The following is a 19,632-nucleotide window of genomic DNA, read 5'->3' on the forward strand; positions in this document are numbered from 1 at the left end:
TAGGCGCCCCACCCGTTCATTCTAGTAACCCTTCAGTTCTGCCAGTCCACAAAGGAGTGATGACGGTGACCGCCCACGAATACGAGTTCCTCACTACTGAAAACATCCCTGACTACATTGCGTCCCAGCCAGAGCTCGCCCGGCGCATCGACTCGAGCAACATTGTTGAGTGCAAGGAGGTTGGCGACGGAAACCTCAACGTGGTTTTCATCGTCACGGACGGCAACGGCGAGTCGTTGGTGCTTAAGCAATCCCTTCCTTATGTCCGAATGACCGGCGAGGGCTGGCCGATGACTCCCGAGCGCGCCAATCGCGAGGCGCACGCTCTCGCCCGGCAATACGGCGCCGATCCGGTGCACACAGTGTCCTTGTTCAAACACGACCCAGACCGCTACGTCATTGCGATGGAAGACCTCTCCTCGTACACGGTCTGGCGTACAGCGCTCAATAACGGCGAGAGGCATGAGGGGGCTGCCCGGCAAGTGGGGGAGTTCGTGGCGCGCCTCGCCTTTGCCACCTCCGTGTACGGCATGGACCGCTTTGACTATGCACAAGCGGTGGCAGAGACCCAGAACCCTGACCTGTGCACGATCACCGAGGATCTCGTGTTCACTGAGCCCGCCTTTGATATTGGTCGCAACGAGGTCTTGCCTGCCAACGAGCCGGACGCCCGGGCGCTCGCGGAAGACAGTATTTTCGTGGCCGCGATGGGCCAGGCCAAGTTTATGTTCATGACGCACGCGGAGGCGCTCATCCACGGCGACCTGCACACAGGATCAGTCATGGTCCGCCAAGCGAATCAGGGCGAACTGGCGTCGAGTGACGTGCGGGTGTTCGACCCGGAGTTCGCCTTCTATGGCCCAGTGGCGTTCGATGTGGGCGCTGTCTTTGCGAACTTCACGTTTGCCTCAGCGCGCGCGCGTGCGCTGGGCGAAGACGAGCGTGCGCAGTGGTGCCTAGACCAGGTGCACGAGCTGTGGGAAGGGTTCGAGGTAACGTTCCGCGAGTTGTGGGCAGGGCGCGAGAACCCAACGGTGTGGGATAGCGCGCACTGCGAGTGGCAACTTGGCCAGTGGCTTCGTGAGTCCACTTTGTTCGCGTCCGCCAAAATGGCGCGCCGCATTGTGGGCGCGGCTAAGGTCACGGACATTCAGACCTTGGCCCCCGCGGTCCGGGAGCACGCTGCACGGGCGGTACTGCGTGCTTCGCGAGCGTGCGCTGCGGGGTGGCAGGACATCCACGCATCTGCGGACTTCACGCGATTGGTGGGCGACGAACTGACCGCCATCGGGACGTCCCGTTAGGCAGAACCACACGACAAGCCCCAGCATGACAAGCACCCGCACGACAAGCCCCATACACACACGAAGACCTTCGCGCCGGTCAAGGCGCGAAGGTCTTCGTGTGGCGGTTCGCCTAGACCAACTCGATCAGGTCAGCGATCGAGTCCTTGACCTCGGAGGGGCGGAATGGGTACTTGTTTACGTCCGATGCCTTGGTCGAACCCGTCATGACCAAGTAGGTCTGCAGTCCCGCCTCGATGCCAGCGACCACGTCGGTGTCCATGCGGTCACCGATCATTGCGGTGGTCTCGGAGTGGGCGTCAATGCGGTTGAGCGCGGAGCGGAACATCATCGGGTTTGGCTTGCCCACAAAGTACGGCTCGCGGCCTGTGGCGCGCGTGATGAGCGCCGCCACCGCGCCGGTAGCGGGGAGCGGCCCCTCGATGGATGGTCCAGTTGGGTCCGGGTTGGTGCAGATGAAGCGGGCGCCGCCGTTGATGAGACGGATGGCCTTGGTGATCGCCTCAAACGAGTAGGTGCGGGTTTCGCCGAGCACCACATAGTCGGGCGCGGATTCGGTCAGTGTGTATCCGGCCTCGTACAGGGCGGTGGTCAGTCCAGCCTCACCGATCGCGTACGCGGAGCCGTTCGGGATCTGGTCTGCGCAGAACTTTGCGGTGGCCAGCGCGGACGTCCAGATTGCAGATTCTGGCACCTCAATTCCCGATGCCGCCAACCGTGCACGAAGGTCACGCGGCGTGAAGATCGAGTTGTTGGTCAGGATCAGGAAAGGGCGTTCCTTCTCACGCAACGTCGCAATGAACTCCGCAGCTCCAGGGATCGCGTGACCCTCGTGGACGAGAACTCCGTCCATGTCAGTGAGCCACGATTCGATTTTTCGTGTCACGTTTTTACCTTCCTTTTGTGTGCCGACCGCGCTGCGGCGTGTGCGGCAGTGAGGTGTCCTCATCCAATCATCACAGGTGGGGCCGTGATTTTCACGCTCGTCCGTAAGGCAGGGCTGGTACGTGCGCTAACGCGCCCGCATATTTGGGACAATGGTGGGGTGTCGCAGAACTCTACTCCCGCCGAAAACCTGATTATCGACGATCCCCTCGCGCCCGAGAACCCCGCACCCACCAGCATGGCTGGCACGGGTGGGGATGCCGGTGATGGGGCACAATCGTCGTTAATACAAGAGGGCGACCAGCCTGAACACGTTGTGGGCGTGGGGCCGTGGCCTGGAGGCGAAGCCGAATGGCCCAGGGGCGACGAGGGGCAACTGGACCCGCACTTTGACCCGGAACTGCTACGCGACGGGGACCGGCGCAACGTCATCGACCAGTACCGGTACTGGACGATGGACGCGATCATCGCGGACCTCGACGAGCATCGTCACCCGCTGCACATCGCGATCGAGAACTGGGGCCACGACCTCAACATTGGGTCCGTTGTGCGCACGGCCAATGCGTTCGCGGTGGCCGAGGTGCACATCATCGGCCGCCGTCGCTGGAACCGGCGCGGGGCCATGGTGACGGACCGGTACCAGCATGTGCGCCACCACGAGTCGGCCCAGGCGTTTGCGCAGTGGGCCGCCGAGAAGGGTCTGCAGGTCATCGGCATCGACAACATTGACGGCTCTATCCCGATCGAGGGATACGAGTTTCCCCGTGACTGCGTCCTCGTGTTTGGGCAGGAGAAGTCCGGTCTGACGCCCGAAGCGCAGGAGGTTTCCACCGACATTTTGCACATCACGCAGTTCGGATCCACGCGCTCCATCAACGCCGGAGCTGCCGCGGCGATCGCAATGCACAGTTGGATTGTGCAGCACGCGGACATTTAGCCGCTGACGGAGGTGTTCGCGCAACAGTGTCTACGCAGCACACGTTTGCGCAGGTCGAAGCGCCTCCGGTTTCATCCGAAAGAAGTCCCCGCAGATCCGCACGATTCTGCGGGAATTCCGGCGTAACTCCGGGCCAATCTCCAACAGATACTCAGTACAACGCAGCCGCGTTGAATGCCGGTGGCCACGGTGCCACCGTCTATCTCGAGGGGGAGATCTCATCGTGCGTAGAAAGACAATATTTGGTTCGATACTTGCACTCGTCCTGTCCGTAGGTGCCGTGGCGGCTCCAGCACAGGCGACCAGTTCGGAGTTTCAGATTCCGAGCTACTGCTCCGGGTATGGCGGCATCAAGAAGCTGAGCAACCCGCTGTTCGTGTACTTCCCGGTGGTGAAGGCCAACGTATTTACGTCTGTAGCCGGTACCGAGCGCGTGGGGATCGTCCCGTGCGGGACCCCGGAGAGTAAATCGTTCATGCTCGTCACCAACAACTCAAACGGCCGGTGGGTCAAGTACCAGTACTTGAAGGGCTTGACGCACGCGCACATGGTCTCGGCAACCACGCGCACCGTGGTGATGTCCGCGAACATTGATAACAGAACGAATGGAGTCTGGCGGGCCAAGCACACAGGTAGGTGGAGCACCGCTCAGAACAAGTTCGTGTTCTCCATTTCCACTCCAGCCAGTGTCCGTGCTGCGGATACCTTCATCCTGAACCTGCGAGCAGGAAAGTCCACAAGTAACGTGACGCTCTCATCGTCGGAGAAGACGAAGATCAAGAGCTTCCTCAAGGGCACGAGCTCCACCAACTACTACCAGTCGTGCGATGTGCGTTCGTCGAGCGTGCTCAAATGCGAACTTGGCAAGACCAAGGCGCCGTCAAAGTATCTGACGTACACGCTCACCAAGAAGAACGGAAAGTTTGACGTCTCTTCAATCACGTACTCCGCGGGATCGTGGTGGGAAGTCTAGTTTTGGGCTCTGACACCTTGCTGAGGTCCCGTTTTTGGCCCGTGTTCTAGGCCGAAAATTGGGACCTCGGCAAAGACCGAGGTCACACACCTTTTGCTCACGGGTCGAACGGCCTAGGCTTGGTAACGAATGTTTGTGACAAAATGAGGACGAACATTCGTTTACTTTCCATCGCTTTCAGGAGTTTTTCGATGCCTATCGCAACCCCAGAGGTTTACAACGAGATGATCGACCGCGCGAAGGCGGGCAAGTTTGCCTACCCAGCAGTCAACATCACCTCCTCCCAGTCCGTAACCGCTGCAATTCAGGGTTTCGCAGAGGCCGAGTCCGACGGCATCATCCAGGTCTCCGTTGGTGGCGCTGAGTACGCATCCGGCTCGACCATCAAGGACCGCGTCTCCGGTTCGCTCGCACTCGCTGCATACGCAACCGAGGTAGCTAAGAACTACAACGTCAACATTGCTCTGCACACCGACCACTGCACCAAGCAGAACCTCGACTCGTGGGTACGCCCACTCCTCGCACTTGAGGCAGAGCAGGTTAAGGCCGGCAAGAACCCACTGTTCCAGTCCCACATGTTCGACGGTTCGAACATCTCCCTCGAGGAAAACCTCGTTATCGCTGAAGAGCTCCTCGCTCTCTCGGTAGCAGCACGCACCATCCTCGAGATCGAGGTTGGCGTTGTCGGCGGTGAAGAAGACGGCCACGAAGCTGAGATCAACGAGAAGCTCTACACCACCACCGAAGACGGCCTCGCAACCATCAAGGCCCTCGGCGCTGGCGAAAAGGGCCGTTACCTGACCGCTCTGACCTTCGGTAACGTGCACGGCGTGTACAAGCCAGGTGCAGTCAAGCTTCGCCCATCGCTCCTCGCCACCATCCAGGCTGAGGTCGGCGCAGCAATCGGCAAGGAAAACCCATTCGACCTCGTCTTCCACGGTGGCTCCGGCTCGACCGCAGAAGAAATCGCAGAGGCAGTCGACAACGGTGTTATCAAGATGAACATCGACACCGACACCCAGTACGCATTCTCGCGTCCAGTGGCTGACCACTTCTTCAAGAACTACGACGGCGTTCTCAAGGTAGACGGCGAAGTTGGAAACAAGAAGGCCTACGACCCACGCGCATGGGGCAAGCTTGCTGAGGCAGGCATGGCTGCACGCATCGTCGAGGCAGCTCAGCAGCTCCGTTCCGCTGGCCAGAAGATGTGATTTAGCTTTTAGCTAGCACTCAGTGCAACGCCGAAGGGCGGCTCACCGGTTGGTGGGCCGCCCTTCGGCGTTGCACATGCTGGAGCGGGGCGCGCTGCTGCGAGACGTCCTTGGGGCTTGCTGGAGCGGGCTCGCCTAGTTGGAGCCGGCGTCCTGGATGGTCACGAGGTCCGCGAGTGTCGTGATCTCCAACAGGAACTTCAGGGTGGGTGGGGGACTGAGTACGACCACCCTCCCTGAGAACTTGTTAGCTAGGTCTGTCAGAACTCGTACAGCGTACGAGTCTATAAAGGACACTGCCTTGGCATCGAGAACAACTATTTCGAGGTCGGGCGGGAGCGAGATCGCCACTTCGCGGAAAGCCCCGACCACTGTGGAATCGATATCGCCGTTGAAGGTGATGTAGGCCTGTTTGCCCTCCACCTTGAGGTCAAACGTGGATGGTGGGGCAGTGGTGTGGCGCGGCTTGCCGTTCATGGTGTCCGCCTTCCTGCCGTGTTGGTTATCCTGCCATCGAATTGAAACTCTATGGCAAACGCTCGGCGATTCCTACAGTTGAACGGGAAACTTAAGCCATTTCAGGGGATGAACTATCGCAGGTGGACTCGGAGTTTCTAGGTCCAGGTGGCGTTCGCGGCCTTTACGAGGCATCATCCGGCAAGGGCAACGGACCAACCGATGTGCGATACGGTGTGGCTTTATTGCGGCGAAATGGATCGAAGGTCACCCTGTCCTAATTGCAAAAGGCAGGTAAACTCTTATGGGACAACGGGGAACTGCCGCCCGGAATCCCTCCTGAAGCTGGCACCCCGCTCGGACACATCCCCCGCGCCGCAGCTTCTTTCATGCTTATCTAACGGCAGTTGAAAGTGGGGAGCATCCATGCCAGCCGTAGTAGTCGTCGGTTCCCAATGGGGAGACGAAGGCAAGGGCAAGGCGACCGATCAGCTCGGTTCGCAAGTTGACTACGTTGTGAAGTTCAACGGCGGTAACAACGCCGGCCACACCGTGGTCATCGATGGTGAGAAGTACGCACTGCACCTTCTCCCGTCCGGCATTCTTTCCCCAGGTGTCACTCCGGTCATCGGCAACGGCGTTGTCATCGACATCGAGGTCCTGTACCAGGAGCTCGACGCCCTTGAGTCGCGCGGCGTCGACACCTCCAAGCTCCTCATTTCCGGTTCCGCCCATGTCATTCCGTCCTACAACCGGACGATGGACAAGGTCACCGAGCGCTTCCTTGGTAAGCGCCGCATCGGTACCACCGGCCGCGGTATTGGCCCAACGTATTCCGACAAGATCAACCGCGTGGGAATCCGCGTATGGGACCTCTTTGACGAGAAGATCCTGCGCGCCAAGGTCGAGGGTGCCTTGGACCAGAAGAACCAGCTTCTTGTTAAGGTCTTCAACCGCCGCGAGGTCATGGTTGATGAGATCGTTGAGGAGCTTCTCGGTCTGGCCGAGCGCCTGCGCCCAATGGTCGCTGACACCGCGCTCATCCTGAACAAGGCTCTGGACGAGGGCAAGACCGTACTGTTCGAGGGTGGCCAGGCCACCATGCTCGACGTCGACCACGGCACCTACCCGTTCGTGACTTCCTCGAACGCGACCGCCGGCGGCGTGTGCACGGGCTCGGGCGTTGGCCCAACCCGCATCAACCGCGTTATCGGCGTCATCAAGGCGTACACCACCCGTGTTGGTGAGGGTCCATTCCCCACCGAATTGTTCGACGACATGGGCATCTACCTGCAGACCAAGGGAGGCGAGTTCGGTGTGACCACCGGCCGCGCCCGCCGCTGTGGTTGGTACGACGCCGTTGTCGCTCGCTACTCCTCGCGTATCAATGGCCTGACAGACATCGTGCTGACCAAGCTCGACGTTCTGACCGGCATTGAGGAGATCCCAGTCTGCGTCGCCTACGACGTTGACGGCGTTCGCTATGACGAGATGCCAACCGACCAGTCGGCATACCACCACGCCAAGCCAATCTTCGAGTACTTCCCAGGGTGGACCGAGGACATCTTCGGCATCCAGAACTTCGAGGACCTGCCCAAGAACGCTCAGGACTACGTCCTCGCGCTGGAGAAGATGTCGGGCGCCCGCATCTCCTCGATCGGCACCGGCCCAGCCCGTGACCACACGATCATCCGCCACACTCTCGTGGACTGATCCAGCCCCGTTGTCAGGAAGGGCCCCAACCGCTACTGCGGTTGGGGCCCTTCCTCTTACTCATTTTCGACGATCTAGGTGCGTCCCGTACCCGGGCGCAGCTGAGTCTTGGGTGCGAGATCTAGGTTTGGGGTCGAGATCTACCGTTCGCCGATAGATCTCGACCCCCAAACCTAGATGTCAGTCTGCGTGGGTGAGGTTCAGTGGGTCAGAAGTTCGGGCGGAGCTGAGCGACCATGGGGCACTCGAATGGGTCGCGGCCCGAGAGCCCAACCTTGTTCAGGTACGTGATCACCTGGGCGTAGGACTCGCGCACGCTCGCAACGGTGTACGGGATGTTGAACTCCGCGCAGTATCGGCGCACGATTTTGCTGGCGCGGGCGAGGTGCGGCCTGGGCATGGAGGGGAACAGGTGGTGCTCAACCTGGTAGTTGAGCCCGCCGTAGAACATAGCGAGGAACCAGTTCCCCGCACGCGTACGGGCTCCCACGTTGCGTGAGGTCAGCACCTGACGGCTGAAGAAGTCCACGGTGGTGAGGCGATCGATCAACGGCATGCCCTTGTGGTTCGGCGCGAACGATCCGCCCATGTAGACGCCGAAGACTGCGAGCTGTACGCCAACAAAGGCGAACGCGAGCCCGAGCGGCAAGAACCAAAAAACGACCGCAAGGTACAGGATAATCCGGGCAAAGATCGTCGTTAATTCCCGCTTGCGGGTCTTCACAGTGTCCGTGGCAAACAGGTACTTGATGGATAGGAAGTGCAGGTTCAGGCCCTCGAGAGTGAGGAGCGGGAAGAACAGGTAGCCCTGGCGGCGGGTGAGCCAGCCGGAGAAGCCCTTCTGTGCCTGGGCATCCTCGGTGAGGAACGAGATCGTGTCCCGCTCGATGTCGGGGTCCTTGCCAATCGTGTTGGGGTTGGCATGGTGGCGGGTGTGCTTGTTCATCCACCACTGGTAGGAGATTCCAACGAACGCGTTCGCTAGGATGCGTCCGGCTCTATCGTTGGCGGGGCCGGATGCGAAGACCTGGCGGTGGGCGGCCTCGTGCGTGATGAACGAGATCTGCGTGAGAATAACCCCGAGCACCGCTGCGATGAGGAGTTGGAACCACGAGTCGCCAAGCAGGAAGAACCCGGCAATTGTGCCCGCGAGGGCGACCATCAGTACTACAAACAAGGTGATGTAGAAGCCGCGCTGCCGGTCGAGTAGCCCGTGCTTCTTGATTTCAGCAATGACCCGCGAGTAGTTTGCGGTTCCTGCGGCGCTGCCTCTGCGCGGTGAGCGGTGAGGCTTGGTCGCAACACCTCCGGAGGCGCTGTCCTGCATGGGGGTGTCTTCAAGCACGGCTTCAGTACTGATGGGCTTCTCCAATGACGTAGGAAGGGCGCGATCCTGCGCCTTGGGTAGCCGGAGAACTCGCCTCTGCGCGCGCTGCGACACTGCAACCCTACGGTACCGTAGGTTAGCGCGCTAGGGGCTGTCCAAAAAATACGACAACGTGCCTGCTGGGCCCATCGATAGCGTATCGCTGGACCAATTGAACGGATGATTATTGATCCGTTGGGTGCCGAACGGATCAATAATCATCCGTTCGACGAGGGGTGGGCCAGCTCCGGAGCGGCCGGTGTACGCGTGGAGAAGTACATCGAGATCAGCACGATCGCGATGCCTGCGATTTGCGCAAAACCGAGTGACTCGTGCGCGATAAGTGTTCCTCCCAAAACTCCGGCCACGGGGTTGAGGAGTCCGATGACACCCACGCTGGAGGCGGGGATCTTGGCAAGTGCGCCGAACCAGCATACGTAGGCGATGGCCGTGGCAATGATGCTCGTGTAGAAGTAGCCCGTGATCGTGCCTGTGGTCATTGGCGGGAAAGGTTCGAAGAATGCGGCGATCGCGCTGAGAACGAGGCCCGCCCACGTGAGCTGCCACGAGGTTGTGGCCAGAAGTGGTTGGCCGGACGTCCACCGCTTGTTGAGCAGGGAGCCAAACGCAGTGAGGCACACGGCGAAGAGCGAGGAAGCGACGCCCCACGGGTTAATGACTCCAGCAGCACCTCCGATGATCAGAAGCGCGCCGATGATTCCCATGACAGCAAAGGAGAACTTGTAGAGTGTTGGACGTTCGCCGCTCATGGGCCAGGCGAGGAAGAGGAAGGCGACCGGGGTGAGCGACATGACTGAGGCGGCAACGTTGCTCGGCAGCAGCTGAGCGGAAACGTAAATCAGGATGAAGAACCCGGCCATGTTGATAAGGCCGAGGACCAGCGACTTCCACCACATGTCACCGATTGGGAGTTTCCTTGCAATAAGGAGGAGCACGATTCCTGCCGGGAGTGCGCGCAGCGCGGCGCCCCAGAGGAACAGGTCAGCCGGGAGGAAGGCCTTAATGACCAGGTAGTTGAGGCCCCATGCGATGGGTGCGACCGTAGCCAGGAGCGTCCACTTCAATTTATCTTCCACGGAAGATACTTTATGCCCGGGTCGGTATCCTGTCTAGGTGAGCAAGGATAAAGTCAGTCACATTCAGGAGCAGTGGAGGGTCGAGCGGCCCGACATCGACTCCTCACCCGTTGGGGTCGTTGGCCGAGTCCACAGGCTCGGAAACTACCTGCGCCGCGAGATACTCGCGGTGTATAGGGAGCACGGTTTGGGCGAGGGAGAGTTCGACATCCTTGCCACGCTGCGGCGCAGGGGCGCCCCGTTCACAATGCTCCCCACGGACCTGGGCCGCCAGACCATGGTCACCTCTGGTGGAATTTCCAAGCAGTTGGACCGCCTTGAAGCCTCAGGCCTTGTCGAGCGCAGCGTGAGCAGCGATGACGCACGCAAGCGCCTCGTGACTCTGACCGCCAAGGGTAAGTCTGTGATTGATGCGGCCTATACCGAGCACATGGAGAACGAGGCCCGACTCCTCACCGACCTAGACCCTGCAGACCGAGAAGCACTCGAAGGAATCCTCGGACGGTGGCTCGCGGCGGTTGAGGCCGCCAACGAACCTCCGGGCGAGTAGAACTCGCCGCGGTTGCGTTGCGTCGGGAGCGAGAACCAGCAGACCGAAGCTCCTCCGTCTCGCAGAAAGTCCCCGCCAAACCCGCGCAGTTCTCCCACGGTAGAATCGCCTTGTGAAAATCCTCGTACTCGGTTCCGGTGCCCGCGAGCACGCAATTGTCCACTCACTTCACTCTGAGATGACCGCGCAGGGCACCCCCGCCCACGAGATTCACGCCGCCCCCGGTAACCCGGGCATCGGCGAGGAGGCGACTCTCCATGCGATCGACGCCAACAGCCCCGACGCTGTTGTTGCTCTAGCGCAGGAGCTGGCCGCAGATCTCATCATGATCGGCCCGGAAGCTCCGTTGGTTGCGGGCGTTGCTGACGCCACGCGCGCCGCGGGCTTCCCCACCTTCGGCCCGTCCGCGCAGGGCGCTCGCCTCGAGGGCTCCAAGGCGTTTGCCAAGGACGTCATGGAAGCAGCCAATGTTCCTACCGCTAAGCCGTACGTGTGCACCACCCTTGACCAGGTGAACGAGGCATTCGACGATTTTGGCGCTCCCTACGTGGTCAAGGACGATGGTCTCGCGGCCGGCAAGGGTGTCGTGGTCACGAATGACCGCGACGAGGCGCTGGCTCACGCGCGCGAATGCTTTGAGAACCGTGGCGAGGGCGGTCAGGTTGTCATCGAGGAGTACCTCGACGGCCCCGAAGTTTCCCTGTTCGTTGTCTCGGACGGCAAGGACGTACGCCCACTCGCCCCCGCCCAGGACTTTAAGCGTGCGCTCAACAATGACGAGGGCCCAAACACCGGTGGCATGGGCGCCTATTCGCCGCTGCCGTGGGCTCCTGAGGGCCTCGTGCAGGAGGTCATCGACACCGTTGCGCAGCCAACCATTGACGAGATGGCTCGCCGCGGCACCCCTTTTGCCGGCATTCTCTATGTTGGTCTCGCGCTGACCTCCAAGGGCACGCGCGTGGTCGAGTTCAACGCCCGTTTTGGTGACCCGGAGACCCAGGTTGTGCTCGCGCGCCTTAAGACACCGCTGTCTGCACTCCTGCTTGCCGCCGCGAACGGCGAGCTCGCCCAGTTCCCTGAGCTCGAGTGGCACCCGCAGACCGCGGTGACCGTGGTCGTGGCCTCCGAGAAGTACCCGGACACCCCGGTAACCGGTGACCCGATCACCGGAATCGCGGACGCCAACGCCATCCCGAACGTGCACGTCCTGCACGCCGGCACCAAGATTATCGACGATTCACTCGTTTCCAGCGGCGGCCGCGTCTTGTCCGTGGTTGCGCTGGGGGACGACCTTTCCACAACGCGCGACCTTGTTTACCAGGGCGTCGACGCAATCGGACTTCGCGGCTCGCACCACCGAACTGACATTGCACTGAAGGCTGCGCACGGCGAGATCTAGCCGGCGAACGCCTAGGTTTTCCGCCGGGGGCGGCGGCATAACCGCCGCCCCCGGCGCTTCTTACCTCACCTGCTGCTTGGGTGAGGGATCCGCATGACGCACGCAGAATCGTCGTAAATCAAGAGGAGTAACCGATGTCCGGACTGGACGTAAGCACGGCAGATTTGCCGGGCTGGAAGCACACCTACTCGGGCAAGGTGCGTGATCTGTACACCCCCGACACCGAGGCGCTCGGCGGGCCGCACCCGCTGGGTGACGTGGTGCTCGTGGTGGCGTCGGATCGTGTGAGTGCGTTCGATTTTGTGCTGAGCCCAGGCATTCCGGGCAAGGGAAAGGTGCTCACGCAGCTCAGCCTGTGGTGGTTTGACCAGTTCTCGGACATTGTGGGTAACCACGTTGTCTCGACCGAGGTCTCCGTGGGCGCTGCCGACGGGCTCATCCCCGCCGAGGTCGATGGCCGCGCGATGATCTGCAAGCGTCTCGACATGTTCCCCATTGAGTGTGTGGTGCGCGGATACCTGACCGGTTCGGGTCTGGTGGAGTACAAGGCCGACGGGACGGTGTGTGGTGTGGAGCTTCCTGGCGGGCTGGTTGATGGCTCGCGGCTCGAGGCCCCAATCTTCACGCCGGCCGCCAAGGCAGAGGTGGGCGAGCACGATGAGAACATTACGTTTGAGCAGGTGGCTGAGCGTTTGGGCTGGGCCGCCGCGGAGAACCTCATGGGTCTGACGCTCGGCGTGTATGGGCGTGCTGAGGAGATCGCGCGCGAGCGCGGCGTCATCCTGGCGGACACTAAGTTTGAGTTCGGCTCGGACCCTGCGACTGGCGCGATCCTGCTGGGTGACGAGGTTCTGACTCCGGACTCGTCGCGGTTCTGGGATCTGGAACTGTGGAAGCCGGGCGGCGCACAGGCAAGCTTTGACAAGCAGTACATCCGCGATTGGCTGGCATCGCCGGAATCTGGCTGGGACAAGGACTCTGGTGCGGAGCCCCCCGCGCTTCCCGCCGAGGTTATCGAGGCCACGCAAAAGCGTTACGTGGAGGCGTACACTCGCCTGACCGGCAACGACATCTCGCTGTAGCGCCACTTCCCGCCCTGTGTGATTCGTGTCGCGCATCACACAGGGCGGAATTACGTCATGGTCCCATTCTCAAATTAGGTAAGGCGTGCCTAAACTGGGTGGGTGAGTAGCGCGACCCAGCACATCAACGAGGCAGCCGAGGCCATGGATGCCCAGGTTGATGTGTCCGCGAACTCTCGCATGGTGGCCGAGGTTGAGCCTCTCATTGTTGCTCCCTTCCACTTCTTCCACGTCCGAGTGGCTCGCATTGAGCAGCTCAGCCCAAACTTCCGCCGGATCGCCTTTGTAGGCGATGGCCTGAGCGATTGGGCGCACGGCGGCCGAGACCAGCGCGTCAAGGTGCTGACTCCATCGCCGTCAGGAAAGCTTCCTCTACACCTGCTGAACGACGCCGACTGGTGGGGCAAGTGGCGTGAGATGCCAGCCGAGGACAAGGCGCCTATGCGCACTTACACAGGCAGGGCCTTCAACCGCGCACATGAAACCTCCCACGGCGCGGACGAGATCGCAGTCGATTTTGTCTTGCACGGCGACGGCGACGGCGCAGGTGACGGCCCCGCTTCGCGCTGGGCGCTAAACGCACGCGTTGGTGATGAGGCTGTTCTGGTCGGACCGAGCGTCCGCGGTGGTGGCCGCGACGGCGGTATTGAATGGAAGCCGCCCGCCTCTGCCAAGCGAATCATCCTCGCCGGCGATGAAACTGCCGCACCCGCGATCTGCTCGATCATTGACTTTGCCGCCCGCGAGGGTCTGCTTGCGGGCCGTAACCCCATGGACATTCGCGCGTTCATCGAGGTCCCCTGTGATGAGGACCGTCTGCCTTGCGAGTTCGAAAACCACCCCCAGGTGAAGGTCACGTGGCTCACCCGCGGAGAGGCGCCACACGGCGAGCACCTCGACGCAGCGGTTCGGTCCACCGTCACAAGCCGCCTGGTGCACGAGTGTGGGCTGATGTGCTCCGGTGCCTCGTGCCTGACTCGGGCCGCCGGAACAGCTGGCGCTGCCGGAGTTCTGGCGGGGTTACGTGCCGAACTTGAAGACGTGGACATCGAGTCCGAGATTCTGTGGGATGTCCAGCCTCAAGGCGAGGACGCCACTGCAGCCGGATGCTACGCCTGGATCGCAGGTGAGGCCGGTGTGGTCAAGGGGCTGCGCCGCCACTTGGTAACCACCCTTGGCATGGACCGACGTTCCGTGGCGTTCATGGGTTACTGGCGCCAGGGGCGCGCAGAACTCTCCTAGGCGCGCCTTAGAGCTGACGTCAGGCCGAGATGCCCCAGTAGGGCGCCAATTCTGTCGGCCGCGTAATCAATGGGATCCTCTGCGCCGATGGCCTGCCCATATAGAAGCGCAGATGAAAGTGACATGCTCACGAGCTCAGCACAATCGTCGTCAATTTTCTGTCCTGCTCCAGCGAACACTGCCTGTTGGACGGCGCTTCGAAGAAGCGGCGCGTGGGCGCGCATGATCGACTGCAACTCTGGGTCTTTGTGGGCGTCGAGCATCGGGATGAGCCTGATGCCCACCACGTTGGGCTTGAGTTTTGGCGCGTAGAGCACGTTGAGTAGCGCGAGCGCGAGTTCCTTAGGGTCGGCTGCGGGTTGGACCTGCTGTGCCAGGAGCATTGCTTGCTCGGCACGGTAGTCCTCAGCGCGACTGACCGCGGTGCGGTAGAGCTCAGCTTTGGAGGGGAAGTAGTAGTTTCCGGAGCCCGGCGCCAGCCCTGCGTGGTCCGCGACGTTGCGGTGGGTGATGGCTGCGGGCCCCTCCTCAATGAGGAGACGTGCTGCCGCCTGGGCCATGACTTCCTTTTTGTCCCGGCTGCGTTGCTGTTTCAAGTGCGCTCCTTAGTCATGTGCCCTAGCGCATTGCTGAGGAGATTCGTTCCTGTCTCAGCGTGCAGAGCGTATGAAAACACTACTGGAGTCTTCACGGAATAATCCATACCCGTGTATGGTTTTATCGGATGTGTGGGATTCGGGGCGCGCGCAAGTCCCGAATTTCCACGCATCACCCCCCCAACGGGCGCCGCGGCCCGTACATACATACAGACAGAGGGAAAAATGACTGTAGTAGCAGAAGGGCTCAAGATCGACTGGTCGATCATGCCCACATACAACACGATCATGTCGATCGCTGCCGGTGCGGGTCTTCTCGCGCTGGTCCTCTTTGGCAAGGAACTCCTTGCAAACGCCAAGGACTCGTCTTCCGACATCAACACTGACGGCTGGTCCATCGCCTTTGGTGTCCTTGGAATCATCCTGTTCCCCATGGGAATGCACATGTCACTCACGTGGCCGCTCGCTGCCGGCGGGTTCCCATTCGACAACATCGTTTTCGGTGAGACCAGCATCGGCTTCGGCGCGCTCCTGCTGTTCGCGTCCTTCTACCTGTGGCGCCGCGGTGAGCAGTTCGCTGCCGCAAACCCACTGAAAAAGTTTGGCCGTGTAGCGCAGCCAATCTCTTGGTTTGTGGGCACCCTAGGTCTGGCTCTCTTCGGGATCGCCGCCGCTGGAATCACTTACCAGCTGTTCGCGGCGCCCGCTGAGGAGCCAATTTCCGGTTGGTTCGCCGACTACCCAATGGTCGAAGCCACGTTCATGTCGCTCTTGTTCGCCCTCGTTGGCGTTGGCGCGGTCCTGTTCCCGTTCGTGCTGGGCAAGTTCCGCTCCGGTGATTTCGACGCAAAGATCGTTAAGGTCATGGGCTGGTCCTGGGCCATCACTGGTGTCATCTTCGCGCTCTTCGGCGCGATGAATTTCTTCACCCACATTGGTCTGATCGTCAACACCATGTGAGATCAATGGATATGGCCCATTCTGGGCCACCACTGATTTTCGACGAGACCCGCACCTTCCAGCATCACGCTGGCTAGTGCGGGTCTCGTTTTTTGTTGGGGAGCCTGGGATGAAGCAGCGGCGCGGTGTGTTGGTTGCCGGGCGGTGCCGTGTGGATCAGCCCTGTTTGGATGAGCGCTGTTTGGATTAGCGCTGTTGAGTGACCATGCCGACTGAAGTTCCAGAGTCCTCGTTGAAGTTCGTGGTGAACGCAGTAAGGCCGATCAGCGCAACGGCCGTGAGGCTCGCGACCACACCGCCGCATAGGATCGCCGTCCAGGAGAGGTTACGGTCCGAATCGGTGGTGGATCCACGCAGCGCGATGATTCCGGTAATGAGCGCTACCACTCCCGCAATGATCGCGATGGGCGGAAAGATAATGCCCACCACGGCGAGAATCCCGAACCCGAGGGCAATCTTGGGGAGGTTCGAACGAGACTCCGTGGAGACGGCAGGGCTTGCGGACATTCCGCCCGCGGGCCTCGGACGCTGGTCTGCCCACTCCGCTGCAACAGCTTCGGGCGAACCTAGCTCGTTGAGCACAGTGCGAACGGCGTTATCCGAAGCGGTCGTTCCGCCTTCGTACAAGCGCTCATGAATGTGGCTGGAGATGTCCTCCAGAATCGTTGCCCGCTCGGCGGGTGGCGCCGTGAGTCGGCGGTCAATCGCGTCGAGGTACTGCTGGACCAGTGGATGTGGCTGAGCGTTCATGGTGTGTCCTTGGGGAGAGTGTGGTCTGGGATCAGTTGGTGCGAGTGTCGGGGGCGAGCTGTTGAGCGCACCGGATGTGGCTGGTTCTCAACGTGGGGCGGGGAGTTGGGGCACGATCGTCGAAAATCAGTTTCAAACGAAGGCGCGACCCAAGAAAGTGCGCGGTCAGTACATGACCGAGCCGAGAGCGGTCAAAACGAGGGAGAGCAAGCCCATCGCAAGAACCGTGAGGCTGAGTACTACGCCGACCCGAGCGGTCCAGTTGTATCCGGGAGCGACTTTGCGCATCGCGTCGAACCCTGTAATAAAGCCAGCAAAGGAGGGCAGGATCGCAAAGGTGCGGGTGAACGGCAGAAGAACTAGAGCGACGGCGAAAACGCCGCAAACAAGGGAAACGTACGCAAGTAGAGGAGTGGGCTGCGCGGCATCGGGGCGTTCCAGTACTCCTAGCTGAGTGGGATTGTTTGCGCGGAATGACGCGGCGATCTCTTCGGGGGATCCGATGTCGGAGAGGATTCGCATGATGGCATCCGGGGTGCGGTCGGACTCGGGGAAGGCCTCGAGGCGCTCGGCGATGTGGGCGGTGACCTCCTCCAACACAAGGCCGCGATCACCGCTGCTGCCGCCGAGGTGGAGGCGCACGGAGTCCAAGTAGGCAGAGACCATGGGGTGTGTGTTCACAGATCAGTCTTTCGGTGAGTTGAGCAGCGGGTCGATCGCGGTCTTAAGGAAGGCCCAGTCCGCGGTGAATTTGTCGAGGGCGGCGGTGCCCGCGGCGGTAAGGAAGTAGTAGCGGCGGGCGGGGCCGGAGGCGGAGGGTTCCCACCTGGTTTCCACGAGTCCGTCGCGGCGCAGCCGCGAGAGCAGGGGGTAGAGCGTGCCCTCCCCGCCAATGAGCGGGCCGTTCTCCCGCAGTGCGGACGAGATCTCGAGGCCGTACGCCTCGCCTTTGGTGCGTAGAACTGCCAGAACGCAGCCATCGAGCAATCCCTTGCGGAGCTGAGGGCTGAGTTCGTAGTGGTCTATCATGCAAAACACGGTACCGCCCAGGGCGCTTGGTTGCAATACAAGATAGTGGGTAGTTTTCGTTGCGAGCCCGGGAGATCCCGGTCACGGCGAACGCTTAACGTGTGTCCGTAGGCGGGACTAGCCGCCGCTAGCAAGCCATTCCCAAGTAGACTTGCCGTGCAACCCCTTTTTCACAAAGGATTTCCTCGTTACATCAGGAGTGCCCGTGGGACGCGTAGTCGTCGACGTAATGCCAAAGCCAGAGATCCTCGACCCGCAGGGAAAGGCCGTAGCCGGCGCCCTGCCACGCCTGGGATTTAATGGTTTCGTTTCTGTACGCCAAGGCAAGCGCTTTGAGCTCGAGGTGGAGGGCGAGGTCACGCCCGAGGTCCTCGAGAACGCGCGTAAGGCCGCCGAAACCGTGCTGTCCAACCCTGTCATTGAGGATGTCGTCTCGGTGAAGGACGCATCGGGAGAGGTTGCTTGATGTCGCCAATCGCTTCGGCACGCATCGGTGTCATCACGTTCCCTGGAACGCTCGATGACCGCGACGCGGCCCGCGCAGTTCGACTCGCAGGTGCCGAGGCAGTGTCACTGTGGCACGCAGACGCAGACCTGCACGGTGTAGACGCAGTGGTTCTCCCCGGTGGATTCTCCTACGGCGACTACCTGCGAGCTGGTGCAATCTCCCGCTTCGCTCCAGTCATGGAGAAGGTCGTGGACGCTGCCGCTGGTGGAATGCCAGTCCTTGGCATCTGCAACGGCTTCCAGGTCCTGACCGAGGCTCACCTGCTTCCTGGCTCGATGATCAAGAACGACCACCGTTCTTTCATCTGCCGCGAGCAGACCCTCGTTGTGGAGAACACCGCAACCGCATGGACCGGCGATTACACGCAGGGCCAGGAGATCATCATTCCGCTCAAGAACCAGGACGGCCAGTACGTTGCTGACGAGCGCACCCTTGATGAACTCGAGGGCGAAGGCCGCGTGGCATTCCGCTACCAGGGCTGGAACCCAAACGGTTCGCGGCGCAACATCGCCGGCATCACCAACGAGCGCGGCAACGTAGTAGGCCTCATGCCTCACCCTGAGCACGCCGTTGAGGCAGGCTTTGGCGTGGACAACGGAACCGACCTTCGCGGTGGTATCGATGGACTCGGCTTCTTCACCTCGGTTCTGTCGAGCCTCGTGAACGCCTAAGCCTAGAGTTTTCGCACAGTCTTAACGCGTGGTCTTGATGCGCGGTACTTCCACGCAGTCTTGACGCGTGGTTCTTGACCCGTGGTTCTTTTGCAGGGCGCCTCCCCGGATGGGGAGGCGCCCTGCGTTGTAAGTGGGCTTGTAGTTGGGCTTGTAGTTGGTGCGGTGGCTGTTGGCAGCGAGGTGGTTGAGTCATGTCACTGTCCGCGGGTGTTCTGCTGGCTGCGCCAGGTTCGTAAGATTATTCAGGCGAACGCCGGTGGACTTAAGAGGAGAGCAATGAAGATTCAGGACGTGCAGTGGAATGACCCGGAGGTTGCCCAGCTTCGTAACGAGCAGGCCGCTGACTTGGGCGCGCGCTACGGGTTCGAGCCCACACTGGATGAGTCGGAGCCAGCTGGCCTTGTGTCGATGCTCAAGTTGACCACGGACGATGGCGAGCCAGTCGGCTGCGTCGCGCTTGTTGACCAGACCGGCGTTGAGGATGTCTTTGGACCTGACTTGACCGTGGAGATGCGCAAGGTGTTTGTCCGCCCCGCCTTCCGCGGGAATGGCTACTCCTATCTGCTTCTCGACGAGGTAGAGACGATCGCTCGCAGCCGCGGCTTCCAGCAGATTGTGTTGGTATCGGGGGTTGAGCAACCTGAAGCTGTCGCTGGATACCGGAAGCGTGGCTACCAAGAGATGGAAGCCTACGGATTCAATGCTCAGTTCGAGACGTCGCTGTTCTTCAAGCTTCCGCTGGGCTGACGATTAGCTAGAGCGGTGGTTCAAGCCCGCGGGAGTTGATGGACGCGGGTGGTGCTGTTGCCTCTGATCTACTCGTGCAATCGCGAGGTCATTCTTTCCGCGGCGCAGCCCGCTTGAATTACTCAAATGGGCTGCCGGAATTCATGTGGTCAC

Annotated in this window: 21 protein-coding genes; 13 read left to right on the forward strand and 8 right to left on the reverse strand. The window is 61.1% G+C overall.

Annotated features, from left to right (window positions below; all coding sequences use genetic code 11):
- Nucleotides 1-65 precede the first annotated feature (65 nt).
- Nucleotides 66-1,304, forward strand: a complete 1,239-nt coding sequence (mtnK, locus tag HGSM_RS04435; protein ID WP_195891338.1) for an S-methyl-5-thioribose kinase — start codon at nt 66-68, stop codon at nt 1,302-1,304.
- Between the two features lie 112 nt (nt 1,305-1,416).
- Here the strand turns inward: mtnK and HGSM_RS04440 are convergent, their stop codons facing one another.
- On the reverse strand, nt 1,417-2,190 hold the full coding sequence (locus tag HGSM_RS04440) for an HAD-IIA family hydrolase (RefSeq protein WP_019147540.1): 774 nt from the start codon (nt 2,188-2,190) through the stop codon (nt 1,417-1,419).
- A gap of 237 nt (nt 2,191-2,427) precedes the next feature.
- Here HGSM_RS04440 and HGSM_RS04445 point away from each other — a divergent pair, with 237 nt between their 5' ends.
- From HGSM_RS04445 to fbaA, 3 genes are all read left to right on the forward strand, one after another.
- On the forward strand, nt 2,428-3,126 hold the full coding sequence (locus HGSM_RS04445) for a TrmH family RNA methyltransferase (RefSeq protein ID WP_081581336.1): 699 nt from the start codon (nt 2,428-2,430) through the stop codon (nt 3,124-3,126).
- Between the two features lie 223 nt (nt 3,127-3,349).
- Nucleotides 3,350-4,099: a hypothetical protein gene (locus tag HGSM_RS04450; RefSeq protein ID WP_154646232.1), complete on the forward strand. Its 750-nt coding sequence runs from the start codon at nt 3,350-3,352 to the stop codon at nt 4,097-4,099.
- 143 nt (nt 4,100-4,242) lie between these two features.
- Complete coding sequence (gene fbaA / locus HGSM_RS04455) at nt 4,243-5,310, forward strand: class II fructose-bisphosphate aldolase (protein ID WP_268257792.1); 1,068 nt, start codon at nt 4,243-4,245, stop codon at nt 5,308-5,310.
- Between the two features lie 135 nt (nt 5,311-5,445).
- Here the strand turns inward: fbaA and HGSM_RS13625 are convergent, their stop codons facing one another.
- Nucleotides 5,446-5,787: an STAS domain-containing protein gene (locus HGSM_RS13625; protein ID WP_019147544.1), complete on the reverse strand. Its 342-nt coding sequence runs from the start codon at nt 5,785-5,787 to the stop codon at nt 5,446-5,448.
- Nucleotides 5,788-6,192: 405 nt separating this feature from the next.
- On the opposite strand from HGSM_RS13625, the gene HGSM_RS04465 reads away from it, so the two are divergent.
- Nucleotides 6,193-7,479 carry an adenylosuccinate synthase gene (locus HGSM_RS04465; protein ID WP_019147545.1) on the forward strand — a complete coding sequence of 429 codons (1,287 nt, stop codon included), beginning with the start codon at nt 6,193-6,195 and terminating at the stop codon, nt 7,477-7,479.
- Between the two features lie 208 nt (nt 7,480-7,687).
- Here HGSM_RS04465 and HGSM_RS04470 read toward each other — a convergent pair whose 3' ends face one another.
- Nucleotides 7,688-8,806, reverse strand: a complete 1,119-nt coding sequence (locus HGSM_RS04470) for a fatty acid desaturase family protein (protein WP_040594660.1) — start codon at nt 8,804-8,806, stop codon at nt 7,688-7,690.
- 257 nt (nt 8,807-9,063) lie between these two features.
- The gene (locus HGSM_RS04475; protein WP_081581304.1) at nt 9,064-9,942 is read right to left on the reverse strand and encodes a DMT family transporter; all 879 of its coding nucleotides are present in this window, start codon (nt 9,940-9,942) and stop codon (nt 9,064-9,066) included.
- Nucleotides 9,943-9,979: 37 nt separating this feature from the next.
- Here HGSM_RS04475 and HGSM_RS04480 point away from each other — a divergent pair, with 37 nt between their 5' ends.
- From HGSM_RS04480 to HGSM_RS04495, 4 genes are all read left to right on the forward strand, one after another.
- Complete coding sequence (locus tag HGSM_RS04480; RefSeq protein ID WP_019147548.1) at nt 9,980-10,492, forward strand: MarR family winged helix-turn-helix transcriptional regulator; 513 nt, start codon at nt 9,980-9,982, stop codon at nt 10,490-10,492.
- Between the two features lie 112 nt (nt 10,493-10,604).
- Nucleotides 10,605-11,891 carry a phosphoribosylamine--glycine ligase gene (gene purD, locus HGSM_RS04485; RefSeq protein WP_019147549.1) on the forward strand — a complete coding sequence of 429 codons (1,287 nt, stop codon included), beginning with the start codon at nt 10,605-10,607 and terminating at the stop codon, nt 11,889-11,891.
- 134 nt (nt 11,892-12,025) lie between these two features.
- Nucleotides 12,026-12,973 carry a phosphoribosylaminoimidazolesuccinocarboxamide synthase gene (locus HGSM_RS04490; protein WP_019147550.1) on the forward strand — a complete coding sequence of 316 codons (948 nt, stop codon included), beginning with the start codon at nt 12,026-12,028 and terminating at the stop codon, nt 12,971-12,973.
- 102 nt (nt 12,974-13,075) lie between these two features.
- Nucleotides 13,076-14,215: a siderophore-interacting protein gene (locus HGSM_RS04495; protein WP_019147551.1), complete on the forward strand. Its 1,140-nt coding sequence runs from the start codon at nt 13,076-13,078 to the stop codon at nt 14,213-14,215.
- Here the strand turns inward: HGSM_RS04495 and HGSM_RS04500 are convergent.
- Nucleotides 14,212-14,811, reverse strand: a complete 600-nt coding sequence (locus HGSM_RS04500) for a TetR/AcrR family transcriptional regulator (protein ID WP_154646233.1) — start codon at nt 14,809-14,811, stop codon at nt 14,212-14,214. The genes HGSM_RS04495 and HGSM_RS04500 overlap by 4 nt on opposite strands.
- 225 nt (nt 14,812-15,036) lie before the next feature.
- On the opposite strand from HGSM_RS04500, the gene HGSM_RS04505 reads away from it, so the two are divergent.
- Complete coding sequence (locus HGSM_RS04505; protein ID WP_019147553.1) at nt 15,037-15,771, forward strand: DUF981 family protein; 735 nt, start codon at nt 15,037-15,039, stop codon at nt 15,769-15,771.
- 186 nt (nt 15,772-15,957) lie between these two features.
- Here the strand turns inward: HGSM_RS04505 and HGSM_RS04510 are convergent, their stop codons facing one another.
- The 3 genes from HGSM_RS04510 to HGSM_RS04520 form a co-directional block, all read right to left on the reverse strand.
- Nucleotides 15,958-16,521: an HAAS signaling domain-containing protein gene (locus HGSM_RS04510; protein WP_019147554.1), complete on the reverse strand. Its 564-nt coding sequence runs from the start codon at nt 16,519-16,521 to the stop codon at nt 15,958-15,960.
- Between the two features lie 165 nt (nt 16,522-16,686).
- A complete protein-coding gene (locus HGSM_RS04515) occupies nt 16,687-17,202 on the reverse strand; it encodes an HAAS signaling domain-containing protein (RefSeq protein ID WP_019147555.1) in 516 nt (171 codons plus the stop codon).
- 3 nt (nt 17,203-17,205) lie between these two features.
- The gene (locus tag HGSM_RS04520; protein ID WP_019147556.1) at nt 17,206-17,550 is read right to left on the reverse strand and encodes a PadR family transcriptional regulator; all 345 of its coding nucleotides are present in this window, start codon (nt 17,548-17,550) and stop codon (nt 17,206-17,208) included.
- A gap of 205 nt (nt 17,551-17,755) precedes the next feature.
- On the opposite strand from HGSM_RS04520, the gene purS reads away from it, so the two are divergent.
- The 3 genes from purS to HGSM_RS04535 all read left to right on the forward strand — a co-directional run bounded on the left by purS (nt 17,756) and on the right by HGSM_RS04535 (nt 19,479).
- A complete protein-coding gene (gene purS / locus HGSM_RS04525) occupies nt 17,756-18,016 on the forward strand; it encodes a phosphoribosylformylglycinamidine synthase subunit PurS (RefSeq protein ID WP_019147557.1) in 261 nt (86 codons plus the stop codon).
- Entirely contained in the window at nt 18,016-18,729 is a 714-nt protein-coding gene (gene purQ / locus HGSM_RS04530; protein WP_019147558.1) for a phosphoribosylformylglycinamidine synthase subunit PurQ, read from the forward strand. Before purS ends, purQ begins: the two co-directional genes overlap by 1 nt.
- Before the next feature lie 279 nt (nt 18,730-19,008).
- Nucleotides 19,009-19,479, forward strand: a complete 471-nt coding sequence (locus HGSM_RS04535; protein WP_019147559.1) for a GNAT family N-acetyltransferase — start codon at nt 19,009-19,011, stop codon at nt 19,477-19,479.
- Nucleotides 19,480-19,632 lie beyond the last annotated feature (153 nt).

This window comes from Timonella senegalensis JC301, from assembly GCF_000312125.1.
Taxonomy (GTDB): domain Bacteria; phylum Actinomycetota; class Actinomycetes; order Actinomycetales; family Cellulomonadaceae; genus Timonella; species Timonella senegalensis.